The following is a 12206-nucleotide window of genomic DNA, read 5'->3' as shown; positions in this document are numbered from 1 at the left end:
CCGGAATCGTAAGCCGCATGCAGCGCCTTAAATTTCGGACGATCCCGGATCGGCTGCGCCGTCCGGGATGACGCCGCAGGCCTCCACCCGTTCCCGCATATGCTCCGGTACCGGAGCCTCCACGAAAATCGGCGGCTTCTTCGGGTAGAGCGGCACAGTGACGCTTCTCGCGTGCAGGTGCAGACCCGGACCATGAAAACGCGGGGCCGTGCCGTAGATCTGATCGCCTAGGATCGGAAAATTCATCGCCGCGCAATGAACCCTCAGCTGATGGGTGCGGCCGGTGATGGGGCGCAGTTCGAGGAGAGACAGGCCCTCGCCCCGCCCCAATACCCGCCAATGCGTCAGCGAAGGCTGGCCCTTCGGATCCACCTTCATCCACCAGCCGCGGTCGGGCGATTTCGGCGCGAGCGGCAGATCGATCTCCCCCTCGTCGACCTGAGGCCCGCCCTCGACCACGGCCCAATAGACCTTGTCGACCTCGTTCTTGCGGAAAAGCTCGTTCAGCCGAGCGATGGCCTTGGGGTGGCGCCCCAGCACGAGGCAGCCGGAGGTGTCCTTGTCGAGGCGGTGCGCAGCCTCCGGCCGGCGCGGCAAACCGAAGCGGAGGGCTTCGAGATGATGAAACAGGGTTTCGCCTCCCTTGGGGCCCGGATGCACCGGCAGGCCAGCGGGCTTGTCGATCACGAGCATCAGGGCATCGCGATAGAGCAATCGGCTTACTATCTCTTCCGCATTCATGACGCCTCGGCTAGAGCATCGGGCCCAAAAGTGGAAGGCACTTTTGGGATCCGTCCGATGCTTAAGCTTCTTGATGGCGCATCGTTCGGAACGGACCCGGAGGGCCGCGGCGGCGACCCGGAGGGCCACGTCAGTGAAAACCGGATCCACTTTTCCGCACGATGCGCTATGGAGGCCACGCGCGTTAAAGCAAGCACGAGATTCTTTGAAAGGCACAGCGAGACCCATGGCCGAGAACAAGCCCGGAATTCTGTCCCGTCTGTTCGGGCGCAAGGCTGAAGCTCCCACCGCACCCGAACCGGCGCTGGAGACGCCGCAGGCCGGAGGTACGCCGGAGGCGATGCCGTCTCCGCCTGCACAAGCCGCGGACGATCTCATCGCCATTCCTTCGACCGTGACCACCGCCTCGCCCGACACGTCGGAGGAGGACAAGATGCCACCGGAGCTGGCGGGCGCCGATCTCCAGCCCGTGGAAGATTTTGACCCGGAGGGCACCAGCCCGCAGGAGCCGCTGCCGCAGATCGTGACCGAGGCAGGTCCCGTGCTAAGCGCGGGCATTGCAGCCGCGGATCTGCCGGTCCTTGAACCTGCGCCCGCCGAGGTCGTCCCTGCTTCTGTCCCCGAGACCAAGCCTGCCGCTTCTCGCGGCTGGTGGCAGCGCCTGACGGAGGGCATGCGCCGCACCTCGTCCTCCCTGTCGGAGAGCGTCACCGGCCTCTTCACCAAGCGCAAGCTCGACGATGCCACGCTCGAAGAACTCGAGGATGCCCTGGTCCAGGCCGATCTCGGCGTGCCGACCGCCATGCGGATCACGGAGGCGATTGCGTCGGGCCGCTACAACAAGGAGATCTCGCCACAGGAGGTAAAGGCCATCCTCGCCGGCGAGGTGGAGAAGGCGCTCCAGCCCGTCGCCCAGGCCCTCACCATCGACCGCGCGAAAAAACCCTTCGTGATCCTCATGGTCGGCGTGAACGGCGCGGGCAAAACGACAACCATCGGCAAGCTCAGCCAAAAATTCCGCCAGCAGGGTCTGAAGGTCATGCTCGCCGCCGGCGATACCTTCCGCGCCGCTGCCATCGAGCAGCTGAAGGTGTGGGGCGAGCGTGTCGGCGCATCGGTTCTCGCCCGCGAGCAGGGCGCCGATGCGGCAGGCTTGGCGTATGACGCCCTCCAGGAGGCGAAGGCCAACGGCACCGACGTGCTCCTGATCGACACGGCCGGCCGACTGCAGAACAAGGCCGGGCTCATGGCCGAGCTCGAAAAGATCGTGCGCGTGGTGAAGAAGTTCGACGATACAGCGCCGCACGCGACGCTTCTCGTGCTCGACGCGACGGTGGGCCAGAACGCCATCAGCCAGGTCGAGCTGTTCCAGAAGGCCGCGGGCGTCACGGGCCTCGTGATGACCAAGCTCGACGGCACGGCGCGGGGTGGCATCTTGGTGGCACTTGCTGCCAAGTTCGGCTTGCCAGTGCATTTCATCGGGGTCGGCGAGGGCGTGGAGGACCTGGAACCTTTCACCGCACGGGATTTCGCAAAAGCCATTGCCGGGTTAGAAGCAACCTCATGACCGACGAAAAGCGCCTCCCTCCCCTGCTCAAGCTCGTCCTCGAACTGGGCCCGCTCGCCCTGTTCTTCATCGGCAATGCCTATGGCGACCGGTTCGGATTTCCGGAAGGCCAGCGCATCTTCGCCGCCACGGGCATCTTCATCGTGGCGACCGTCGTCGCGCTCGGCATCAGCTACGCCTTGATCCGCAAGCTGCCGATCATGCCGATGGTGTCGGGTATCGTGGTGGTGGTGTTTGGCGGACTCACGCTGTTCCTGCAGGACGAGACCTTCATCAAGCTCAAGCCCACCATCGTGAACACGATGTTCGGGCTGGTGCTGCTCGGAGGCCTTTATTTCCGCAAACCCCTGCTGCAGATCGTGCTCGACAGCGTGTTTGCGCTCGATGAGGAAGGCTGGCGCAAGCTCACCTTGCGCTGGGCCCTGTTCTTCTTCGCGCTCGCTGTGTTGAACGAGATCGTGTGGCGCACGCAGACCACCGATTTCTGGGTCAGCTTCAAGGTTTTCGGCATCATGCCGCTCACCATCGCCTTCGCGCTGGCGCAGACACCGCTGCTGTTGCGGCATGAGGTGAAAAAGGCAGAAGAGGTTTAAGCCTTTTACCCAAACACCTCGTCATCCCCGGGCTTGTCCCGGGGATCCATGTCTTAATCCGCCGTGTTTCTTGAGACGTGGATGGCCGGAACAAGTCCGGCCATGACGGGAAACGATGCCCCCTCACCCCACCGGCTTCATCAGCACCATCTTGCGCGTCACGCCTGGAAGCGGCTCACACTCGACCTCCATCCAGAGCGCCTCTTCCCCCGCCGCCGCGACGGTTTCCTGCGAGGCCAGCAATTCGCAGCCGGCCGCCTTCGTCGCCTGCTCGATGCGCGAGGCGATGTTGACGGTCTCGCCGACGACGGTGAATTCGAGCCGGCTCTCGTCGCCCACCACGCCGCAGAACACGTCACCCGTATGGATGCCGATGCCGAGGCGCACCGGCGGGCTGAAGCCGCGCTTGGTGTTCCAGCGCTCGATCAGGTTCAGCAGCGTGCGGCCGCAGGCGAGCGCGCGCTCCGCGTCCCCCTCCTGCGCTCCCGGCACGCCGAAAAGGATGAGAGCCCCGTCGCCGGTGAACTTGTCGATGACGCCGCCGTGCCGGCTTGCCGCTCGCAAGACCCGGCGGCGGAACGAGGTGATGAAGACGGCAAGCTGCGCCGGCTCCATGGTCTCGCCGAAGGTGGTCGAGGCCCGGATGTCGACAAAGAGCAATGTCACCGGAATGCGCCGCCCCTGACGTAAGGACGCGAAAGCCTGGTCGGTCAGGATAGGGGCGAGTTCGCGCGGCAGATAGCGCGTGAGCGTCACGCGCAAGGTTGTCTCCCGCACGGCCCGTTCCAGCATGAGGCGCCCCTGCCGCGCCACGAGGATCAGAATCAGGCCCGCGGCGAAAACCATGACGATGCGCACCAGATTGGCCTGCATCGAGAACAGTCCCCCCATCCCGACCAGCTCCTGCTGGCGCTCCGCGGGACTTACGAAACCGCCGCCGAAGGCCAGGAGGGAGAGACCAATCACATAGATGGCGGCAACGAAGGCCTGAAGCCGGGGCTGATAATGGATTGCCGCCGCCGCCATGGTGATCGGCACCACCCAGGCGACCGGAAAAACCGAAAAAAGGCTGCCGGGAACGCCTAGCCCCCAATGCGTGTAGCCAAGATTGCCGAGAATGAGGCAGGCGTCGAGAATGGCGGTGACGACCGGCAGCTTTGCGATGGCGATCCGTTTCGAGGCAAGCCAGGCTCCAACCCACCCGAGGGCTCCGAACAACACCAGGGTCAATTCTGCGGCCCAGATCTGCTTGAGCGCCATCGGGTTGGTGAATTCGACGCTCGCTGTGGTGATGAGGACGGCCAGCAGCAGCAGCCCGGCCGTGACCATGCGCGCGAGCCCTGCCCGCTGCAGGGCGCCCATATCCGCCTCACGGATCAGCCGGTGCGTGGCATCGCTCAAGACAGGCGTCGTACGCAGGCTGTCGATCAGGCCCAGAGCGGCGCGGATGCGGTATCGCGGAGTCACGGGTTTCTTTCTGCTTCCAAGGATTTATATGGTCCGGCCAACACGTGCCGCAACGCCGATTACCGATTGGTTACGCCGTCACGGCCAGCCGGTCAGGCCCCGGCATCATCCCCGCATCTCACAGGAATATATGGCCCATGAGCGAGGTCTTCCAGGCGATCACCCTCTATATCGATGCGGATGCCTGCCCGGTAAAGCCGGAGGTCTATCGCGTCGCCGAGCGCCATCGGATCAAGGTCTTCGTGGTCTCGAATTCCTTCCTGCAGGTGCCGCAGGATCCGCTGATCGAGCGGGTCGTCGTGAGCGCGGGCTTCGACGCGGCCGACGACTGGATCGCCGAGCGCGCCCGGCAAGGCGCCATCGTGATCACCGCCGACATTCCGCTCGCGAGCCGCTGCGTGAAGGCCGGCGCCGAGGTGATCGGCCCCACCGGAAAGCCCTTCACAGAAGCCTCCGTCGGCATGGCGCTCGCCACCCGCAACCTGATGGAGGACCTGCGCGCCATGGGCGAGGTCTCAGGCGGGCCGAAGGCGTTTTCGCAAAAGGACCGCTCGGCGTTTCTGTCGGCGCTGGATGTGGCAATCAACCGGCTCAAGCGTGCGGGGTTTAAAGTTGGCTAGTCCGCTCGTTGATAGGGAGATCAGGGCGGTAATGACGAATGAGGTTCAATACCTCGACCCTCGCCGCAGCAGCAAAGAGCCCTCGATCAAATTCGATCACAGCATTCTGTCCATACATCTTCAAGTTCGGCGGTCCGATTACTTTAATCGTGTTCTCTTGCACATTAACCGATTGAATCTCGGCCCACGATAACGTTCCAACCCGGAAAATAAAGTTCCGCCTGATACCTTCTGGTCCGACGATAAAATCTGGTCTCCTATCAAAAGCATGAAATAGTAGGCAGCTCGACGACAAGGCAACAACGATAGATAGCGCCCCAAATAGCGCCCCACGTACCCACCACGGCAACGTAAGCAGGATATCGCCGACCAAACTATTGCGCATTCGGTTGCCTCTGGGACGCCAATCCGGATCGGATAGGTCATATGCAATCCACAAAAGGAGCAAAGCTAGCGCAATAAAGAGCGCGGAAAATCCCAACACTTTGGGTTTGGAGAACGAGTAGCGCTTCTCAGGTTGCCCTATAGCTTGAGGTCCTATCGGCTTATCCAGGTTCTCCTCCCAATCTCGTCAGGATGAGAAACTTTATTACATTTTTGCGACTGTCCGCAACTTTTCCTTGAACCCGGAAAAATTCTCCGGCGTCAGCGGGCCGATATGCTTGTGGCGGATGGTGCCGTCGGGGCCGACGATGAAGGTTTCGGGCACGCCGTAGACGCCCCAGTCGATGGAGGCGCGGCCGTTGGGATCGACGCCGACGGCGGCATAAGGATTGCCAAGCGTGCCGAGGAAGCGGCGGGCGTTATCCGGGTTGTCCTTCTGGTTGATGCCGACGACGCGGATCGACGGATCCCTGGCGAGATCGACCAGCAGCGGATGCTCCTGACGGCAGGGGGCGCACCAGGAGGCCCAGACATTCACCACCGTCACACGGCCCTTAAGGTCCTCGTTGGAGAAGCCGGGCACCGGTTGGCCGTTAGCCAGAAGACCCTCGAGCGGCGCGAGATTGAAAGCCGGGACAGGCTTGTTGATGAGGACCGAAGGCACCTCGGCCGGGTTTCGGCCTGAAATCAGCTGTACGCCGAAGAGCACCACCAGGGCGATGAAGACGAGGGCCGGCAGCAGGAAGATGAGGCGGGTGCGGGGGCGCTCAACAACTTCAGCCACGGCGGGACCTCCGGCCGATGCCGCGCGCTTCGAGATCGGCCAGCGCACGGACCTGAATGCGATGATCGATCACGGCGCGCAGGATCAATCCGATCACGACCAGCGCGGTCAGGATGTAGGAAAACGCGATGAAGAACGTGTGCGACATGGATCAGGCCGCCTGTGCGTCGAGGCGCTCCGCCTCGAGGATGGTGAGCGTGCGCACCCGGCGGCGCAGGATCTCGGTGCGCATGCCCGACAGATGCAGTGCGAGGCCAGTCAGGGTGAAGGCCACCGCCATGATCAGGAGCGGGATGAGCATGGAGGAATGGATCGTCGGCCCATCGAGGCGGAACACGGCGGCCGGCTGGTGCAGGGTGTTCCACCAATCGACTGAGAACTTCACGATCGGCACATTCACGGCGCCGACGAGGGTGAGAATCGAGACGGCACGCGCGGCTCGATTCGGCTCCTCGATGGCGCGCCAGAGGGCGAGAATGCCGAGATAGATCAGCAGCATCACCAGCATGGAGGTGAGGCGCGCATCCCATTGCCAATAGGTGCCCCACATGGGCTTGCCCCAGAGCGAGCCGGTGACGAGGCAGATCAGCGTGAAGGTGGCCCCAATGGGCGCGGCCGCCTTTTGCGATACGTCCGCGAGCGGATGGCGCCAGACCAGGGTGCCTAGCGCCGACGAAGCCATGATCATGTAGAAGAACAGGGACAGCCAGGCCGCTGGGACATGGAGGTACATGATCTTGACCGTCTCGCCCTGCTGGTAATCGGCCGGCGCCGTAAACCAGACCATGTAAAGCCCGACGGCCATCAGCAGTGCCGCCAGACCGCCCAGCCACGGCAGAAAAGTGCCGCTGAGGCTCATGAAGCGGGTCGGATTGGCAAGCTCTCGGATCATGGGGCTCGATGTAGCGGTCTTAAAGAGTGCCTGCAACGGAGACATCGCCGCAAGCCGAATAACGATTTCGCCATTTGCGGGCTTTTAAGAACTTTGGAGCCGTTCGGGCATTCCGGAAATGTGCGTAGGACCTTGGCTTTAACGTCTCCCTGGTCCTCACCCTCGTCATCACCGACCTTGTGTCGGTGATCCCGCTTTATGGAAGCTCGCTGCTTTCCTGATCGGGATGGCCGGGACGAGCCCGGCCATGACGGAATGGGTGTCATCCCGGGCGGCCGCAGGCCGGGAAGGGGATCCACTCATGTGCTCGAAGCCCATGGATTCCCTTCCCCTCCGCTGCGCTCCGACCGGGAATGACAGCGAAGCCCAATTTCGTGCCCTTCATCCGCCACGCGAAACGGCCTATAATTCCGCATCATTGTTGCGGAGCGATCATGCGCCTTGGACTCTTGAGCCTCATCGGCCTCACCCTCGCTCTTCCCGCAGCAGCGCAGGACATCACCTTGCGCCTGCCGGTCGTCTGCGAGATCGGCCGCACCTGCTTCATCCAGAAATACGTCGATCACGACCCCTCGCCTGCCATGCGCGATTATCAATGCGGCGCCGTTGGGGAAGACGGGCATGATGGCACCGACATCCGCCTGCCGAACATGCTGGCACAGAAGACCGGGATCGACGTGGTTGCCGCAGCAGATGGAAAGGTCGCCAGCACCCGCGAGGGCGTTCCCGACACATTCGTGAAGGCGGAGGATCGCGAGCGGATCAGCCAGATCGGCTGCGGCAATGCCGTGGTGATCGATCACGGCAATGGCTGGCGTACCGCCTATTGCCACATGGCGAAGGGCAGCCTCACGGTGCGCTCCGGCCGCGAGGTGAAAGCGGGCGAGAAGATCGGGCAGATCGGTTTGTCCGGGCTGACCGAGTTTCCGCATCTGCATTTCACAGTGATCAAGGACGGCACGCCGGTCGATCCCTTCGCCTATGGCGCGCCGGAAAAATCCTGCGGCGGCGGCAAATCTCTCTGGGAAGCCTCGCTCCAGCGGGCGCTCGCCTATCAGGGCGGCTCTGTCCTCAACAAAGGTTTCGCCCCCGGTCCCGTGACGATGGAGGCCATCGAATCGGGAGCCGTCGAGCAGGACAAGCCCACGACCAAGTCCCCCGCCCTCGTGGCCTATATCCGCGCCATCGGGCTCAAAGGCGGCGACGTGCAGACGCTCACCCTGTTCGATCCCGACGGCAAGCCGCTCGCCCAGAACAAGGCCCCGCCGCTTGACCGCGACAAGGCGCAATGGATGGCTTTTGCCGGCGTGAAACAACCGCAGGGCGGCTTCCGCCCCGGCCTTTATCGGGCGATCTATCGGGTTGAGCGCGACGGAAAAGCCGCCATCGAGCAGGCTTTCGGAATCAGCCTGCGGCCGTGATGCCGTCGTGCGCCGCGCGGCTGTCCGCAGGCACCTCCTCGCGCTCGTTCAGGCCATAATCGCGAATCACGCTCGCGACCCGCAGGCGGTAATTGCTGAAAACACCGGCGCGGCCCTCCCCTTGCGTGGCACGATGGGACGGCAGGTTTCGCCAGGCCCGCACCGCCTCCTCGTCGCGCCAGAACGACAGCGACAGCAGTTTTCCGGACTCAGTCAGGCTCTGAAAGCGCTCGACGGAGATGAAGCCGTCCATCTCCATCAGATCGGCGCGCAGGGCGGCGGCGAGATCGAGATAATGGTGCCGTCCGTCGTCCCCGGCCGGCCAGACTTCGAAGATCACCGCAATCATGGTTTGATAAGCTCCGCATGGGGGGCCGAGGCGAGCCGGAGAAAGACCCGGTCTTCCCGGCGGATGAACTGTTCCCTTTTAGCGAATTCGTAATTGGCGCGCCCACCGGAATCGTTGCGCAGGCGCTCGCGATAGGCCTCGTATTCGTCCAGGCTCCTGATGTTGTAGAGGCCGTAGGCCGTCGTGGCCGAGCCCTCATGCGGCGCGTAATAGCCGATGAGATCCGCGCCGCAGCGGGGAATGGCCTGGCCCCAGTTGCGGGCATATTCGTTGAAAGCCTCCACCTTGAACGGGTCGATCTCGTAGCGGATGAAGCAGGTGATCATCTCAAAACATCCTTTTGGCTGAACCACGCTCGTTTCTAACCGATTGTCCGACGTCGATGGTTCGGTTATGATCGAAGTATGAAAGAAGGTCCCATCATCGCGTCCGTGGCCGCGCTCCTCGGCGATCCGGCCCGCGCCAATATCCTCACCGCCCTCATGGATGGGCGGGCGCTGACTGTAAGCGAGCTTGCGCAGGCTGCAGGCGTCACGCTCCAGACCGCCAGCGGGCATCTCGCCAAGCTCGATGCCGCCAATCTGCTCACCGCCGAAAAACAGGGGCGCCACCGCTATTTCCGGCTCTCGGGACCGGATGTGGCACAGGTGCTGGAGGCCCTGATGGGCCTTGCTCAGCGCACCGGTGCCACCCGTGTCCGAACCGGCCCGAAGGATGCGGCACTCCGATCCGCCCGCGTCTGCTACGACCATCTCGCCGGCGAACGCGGCGTTGCGATGCTGAAAGGCGCACAGCGGCAGGGCCTCATCGAGGGCGGGCAGGACCTCGCCCTCACGACGAAGGGGCGCACCTTCTTCGCCGATTTCGGCATCGATCTCGCGAAGCTGGAAAAGGGCCGCCGCCCGGTCTGCCGCGCCTGTCTCGACTGGAGCGAGCGTCACAGCCATCTCGGCGGCGCACTCGGCGCCGCGATTCTCAACCGGTTGATCGAGAAACAATGGGTCCGACGCGATGCCGGCCGCGTGCTGACTTTCACCTGCGAGGGCGTGGAGGAATTCGAGACGGCCTTCGGTCGGTCATAGAGATTTCGATGACAGCCACTTCTCGAACCAGTGATGCGCATAGGGCTCGCTGTTGAAGGGCGCGACCTCCTCGTAGCCCTCCCGACGATACAACACCTGAGCCTCCGTCAGAGCGCGGTTGGTTTCCAGATACAGCCTCGCGAGACCGACCTCGCGTGCCTTTTCCTCAAGCGACCGCAGCACCCTTCGCGCGATCCCGAGGCCGCGGGCGGAAGGCGACGTCCACATCCGCTTGATCTCGCCCGTAATGCCGTCTGCGACTTTGAGCGCTCCACAGCCAACGGGCTGGCCGTCGAGCCAGGCGACGATGAAAAATCCCGCCGGGGGCGTCATTTCCTCGGCGCTCGCCGAATTGCTTTTGGCAGGGTCGAAGCCGACGTCGAACCGCTCGGCAAGCTCCCTGAAATACTGCTCCAGGCACGAGCGCGCGGCCGCGCTGTCGGGCGCCTCAAGGCGCAACTCCACCTCGCCGATCCGCAATAGGCGCACGACGTCTGCCATGGCGTTGATGAGGCGCTCGCGCTGCGCCGGATCAAGGGGCATCAGAAAGGACGCAGCGAGTTCATCGGACAGTGCATCGTAGGTTACTCGCTCGGCGCACCCTTTTGACGTCAGGACAACATGGCGGACCCGGCCATCGCCCATCCGATGCTGAGTCTTCACAAGGCCCTGGTTTTCGAGCGAGCGAAGCAGACGGCTGACATAGCCCGAATCGAGCTTGAGCCTGTCGCGCAGGATCCGCACCTCGATCCCATCCGGACCGATCTCGTGGAGAAGCCGTGCCTGTCCAAGCGGGCGACCCCGCTGGAGATAGCTGTCTTCCAGCGCGCCTACATGTTGCGTGACGATGCGGTTGAAGCGGCGAACCTGCTCGATCTGGCGCGGATCCATTCTCTGACTTTAGTCAGATATGTGGCCTCGGGCAAGGCTGGTGCGATTCGATGGAAGAGCCCCTACTCCCCCGACCTCAGGGCCGCGGCCGCGCCGACCGTACCGACCACCGCCGCGATCAGCGACAGGGCGATCAGGATCAGGAAGGGTGTCGCGAACGGAATCGTCCCGCCCAGAGCTGCATTGGCGGCGGAAACCCCGAAGATCAGGGTCGGGATCATGAAGGGCAGGACCAGGATCGCCAGGATCAGCCCGCCGCGTCGCAACGACGACGTCAACGCCGCCCCCACCGCGCCGATGAAGGTGAGCGCGGGCGTGCCGACCAGCAGCGTCGCCACCATGGCAAGCATGCCCTCGGGTGTCAGAGCAACGAGGAGGCCGAGAAACGGAGCCGCGATGGCGAGCGGCAGGCCCGTGACGAGCCAGTAGGCGAATACCTTCGCGAGCACGACGATTTCCAAAGGCGCGTGCGAGAGTCTTAGGAGATCGAGCGACCCATCCTCCTGGTCGGCCTGGAACAGCCGGTCGAGACCGATGAGCGTCGCGAGCAGGGCCGCGATCCAGAGGATCGCCGGGCCGATACGCGAGAGCAGGTTGAGATCGGGCCCGAGCGCGAAGGGAATCAGCGTCACGATCATCAGGAAGAAGATGAGGCCCATGACGCCGGAGCCGCCGACACGCGCGGCGAGTTTCAGGTCGCGGACCAGGAGAGCGCGGAAGGAGCGAATCATGTGCCTTCTCCCGCGAATGCCGAGGGAGATGGGGTCCGCTCGATCCTGATCTCCTTGGCATCGTTCAGAAACAGCGGCGAATGGGTCGTGGCCGCGATCATGCCGCCATTGTCCCGATGGCTTTCCAGGAGGAGACGCAAGGTTTCCTGGGACGCGGTGTCAAGAGCCGAGGTCGGCTCGTCGAGAAGCCAGAGCGGCCGTTTCGCCACCAGCAGCCGGGCGAGCGCAACCCGTCGACGTTGCCCGGCCGAGAGATAGGCCACCGGCAGCCGGGCTGCATGGGCGAGCCCCACCGCGTCCAGAGCCTCGCGCGGCTTCAAGGCCGGGTTGCCGAGGAAATCGCGGGCGAAGGTCAGATTCTCCTCGGCCGTGAGCGCCGCCTTCAGGGCATCGCGATGACCCACATAATGCAGGCATTCGGGCAGGGTCCGCTCGCCTGCCTCCTCCAGAAGAATCACGCCGGCTGCGGGATGCAGCCGGCCCGCGAGGATCTCGAGGAGCGAGGACTTGCCGGCGCCGTTGCGGCCGGTGATCACCAGAGCCTCGCCTGGAGACAAGGTAAACGAAACGCCTTTGAAAATACGGCGCTCCCCCCTCTCGCAGGCCAAATTGTTAACGCTCAGACGCAAACCCCAAGACCCCTGCCCTGATTGCACCCCAGAATGGTTCTAAACCGTGTAGCGG

The 12206-nt window shown here is 63.7% G+C and carries 16 protein-coding genes; 5 read left to right on the top strand and 11 right to left on the bottom strand.

Annotation, left to right across the window (positions count from 1 at the left end):
- Window positions 1–27 precede the first annotated feature (27 nt).
- Window positions 28–741, bottom strand: a complete 714-nt coding sequence (locus JO965_RS01265; protein ID WP_203441924.1) for an RluA family pseudouridine synthase — start codon at window positions 739–741, stop codon at window positions 28–30.
- Window positions 742–967: 226 nt separating this feature from the next.
- Between JO965_RS01265 and ftsY the strand changes: the two genes are divergently transcribed.
- Window positions 968–2308, top strand: a complete 1341-nt coding sequence (ftsY, locus tag JO965_RS01260; RefSeq protein ID WP_203441923.1) for a signal recognition particle-docking protein FtsY — start codon at window positions 968–970, stop codon at window positions 2306–2308.
- Window positions 2305–2901, top strand: a complete 597-nt coding sequence (locus JO965_RS01255; protein WP_203441922.1) for a septation protein A — start codon at window positions 2305–2307, stop codon at window positions 2899–2901. The genes ftsY and JO965_RS01255 overlap by 4 nt, the downstream gene beginning before the upstream one ends.
- Window positions 2902–3024: 123 nt before the next feature.
- Here JO965_RS01255 and JO965_RS01250 read toward each other — a convergent pair whose 3' ends face one another.
- Window positions 3025–4368 carry an adenylate/guanylate cyclase domain-containing protein gene (locus JO965_RS01250; RefSeq protein ID WP_203441921.1) on the bottom strand — a complete coding sequence of 448 codons (1344 nt, stop codon included), beginning with the start codon at window positions 4366–4368 and terminating at the stop codon, window positions 3025–3027.
- Window positions 4369–4505: 137 nt separating this feature from the next.
- On the opposite strand from JO965_RS01250, the gene JO965_RS01245 reads away from it, so the two are divergent.
- Window positions 4506–4988, top strand: a complete 483-nt coding sequence (locus JO965_RS01245; protein ID WP_203441920.1) for a YaiI/YqxD family protein — start codon at window positions 4506–4508, stop codon at window positions 4986–4988.
- On the opposite strand, the gene JO965_RS01240 is transcribed toward JO965_RS01245, so the two are convergent.
- The 4 genes from JO965_RS01240 to JO965_RS01225 form a co-directional block, all read right to left on the bottom strand.
- Window positions 4975–5373 (bottom strand): hypothetical protein, encoded by a 399-nt coding sequence (locus JO965_RS01240; protein WP_203441919.1) that lies wholly within the window; start codon window positions 5371–5373, stop codon window positions 4975–4977. The genes JO965_RS01245 and JO965_RS01240 overlap by 14 nt on opposite strands.
- A gap of 204 nt (window positions 5374–5577) precedes the next feature.
- The gene (locus JO965_RS01235; protein ID WP_203441918.1) at window positions 5578–6156 is read right to left on the bottom strand and encodes a DsbE family thiol:disulfide interchange protein; all 579 of its coding nucleotides are present in this window, start codon (window positions 6154–6156) and stop codon (window positions 5578–5580) included.
- Window positions 6149–6304, bottom strand: coding sequence for a heme exporter protein CcmD (gene ccmD / locus JO965_RS01230; RefSeq protein WP_203441917.1), 156 nt, complete (start codon window positions 6302–6304; stop codon window positions 6149–6151). Before ccmD ends, JO965_RS01235 begins: the two co-directional genes overlap by 8 nt.
- A gap of 3 nt (window positions 6305–6307) precedes the next feature.
- Window positions 6308–7048, bottom strand: coding sequence for a heme ABC transporter permease (locus JO965_RS01225; protein ID WP_203441916.1), 741 nt, complete (start codon window positions 7046–7048; stop codon window positions 6308–6310).
- Window positions 7049–7482: 434 nt separating this feature from the next.
- Between JO965_RS01225 and JO965_RS01220 the strand changes: the two genes are divergently transcribed.
- Window positions 7483–8469 carry a M23 family metallopeptidase gene (locus JO965_RS01220; RefSeq protein WP_203441915.1) on the top strand — a complete coding sequence of 329 codons (987 nt, stop codon included), beginning with the start codon at window positions 7483–7485 and terminating at the stop codon, window positions 8467–8469.
- On the opposite strand, the gene JO965_RS01215 is transcribed toward JO965_RS01220, so the two are convergent.
- Window positions 8453–8818, bottom strand: a complete 366-nt coding sequence (locus JO965_RS01215) for an antibiotic biosynthesis monooxygenase (RefSeq protein WP_203441914.1) — start codon at window positions 8816–8818, stop codon at window positions 8453–8455. The genes JO965_RS01220 and JO965_RS01215 overlap by 17 nt on opposite strands.
- Entirely contained in the window at window positions 8815–9144 is a 330-nt protein-coding gene (locus JO965_RS01210; RefSeq protein ID WP_203441913.1) for an NIPSNAP family protein, read from the bottom strand. Before JO965_RS01210 ends, JO965_RS01215 begins: the two co-directional genes overlap by 4 nt.
- Window positions 9145–9222: 78 nt before the next feature.
- Here JO965_RS01210 and JO965_RS01205 point away from each other — a divergent pair, with 78 nt between their 5' ends.
- Window positions 9223–9900, top strand: coding sequence for a helix-turn-helix transcriptional regulator (locus JO965_RS01205; RefSeq protein WP_203441912.1), 678 nt, complete (start codon window positions 9223–9225; stop codon window positions 9898–9900).
- Here the strand turns inward: JO965_RS01205 and JO965_RS01200 are convergent.
- From JO965_RS01200 to ccmA, 3 genes are all read right to left on the bottom strand, one after another.
- Complete coding sequence (locus tag JO965_RS01200) at window positions 9895–10791, bottom strand: helix-turn-helix domain-containing GNAT family N-acetyltransferase (protein WP_203441911.1); 897 nt, start codon at window positions 10789–10791, stop codon at window positions 9895–9897. The genes JO965_RS01205 and JO965_RS01200 overlap by 6 nt on opposite strands.
- 62 nt (window positions 10792–10853) lie before the next feature.
- Window positions 10854–11522, bottom strand: coding sequence for a heme exporter protein CcmB (gene ccmB, locus JO965_RS01195; RefSeq protein WP_203441910.1), 669 nt, complete (start codon window positions 11520–11522; stop codon window positions 10854–10856).
- Window positions 11519–12151 (bottom strand): heme ABC exporter ATP-binding protein CcmA, encoded by a 633-nt coding sequence (gene ccmA, locus JO965_RS01190; RefSeq protein WP_203441909.1) that lies wholly within the window; start codon window positions 12149–12151, stop codon window positions 11519–11521. Before ccmA ends, ccmB begins: the two co-directional genes overlap by 4 nt.
- Between the last annotated feature and the right edge of the window lie 55 nt (window positions 12152–12206).

The organism is Microvirga sp. VF16, from assembly GCF_016864375.1.
Lineage (GTDB): Bacteria > Pseudomonadota > Alphaproteobacteria > Rhizobiales > Beijerinckiaceae > Microvirga.
The sequence above is the reverse complement of the archived record's forward strand: the minus strand, read 5'-3'. Positions and strand labels throughout refer to the sequence as shown.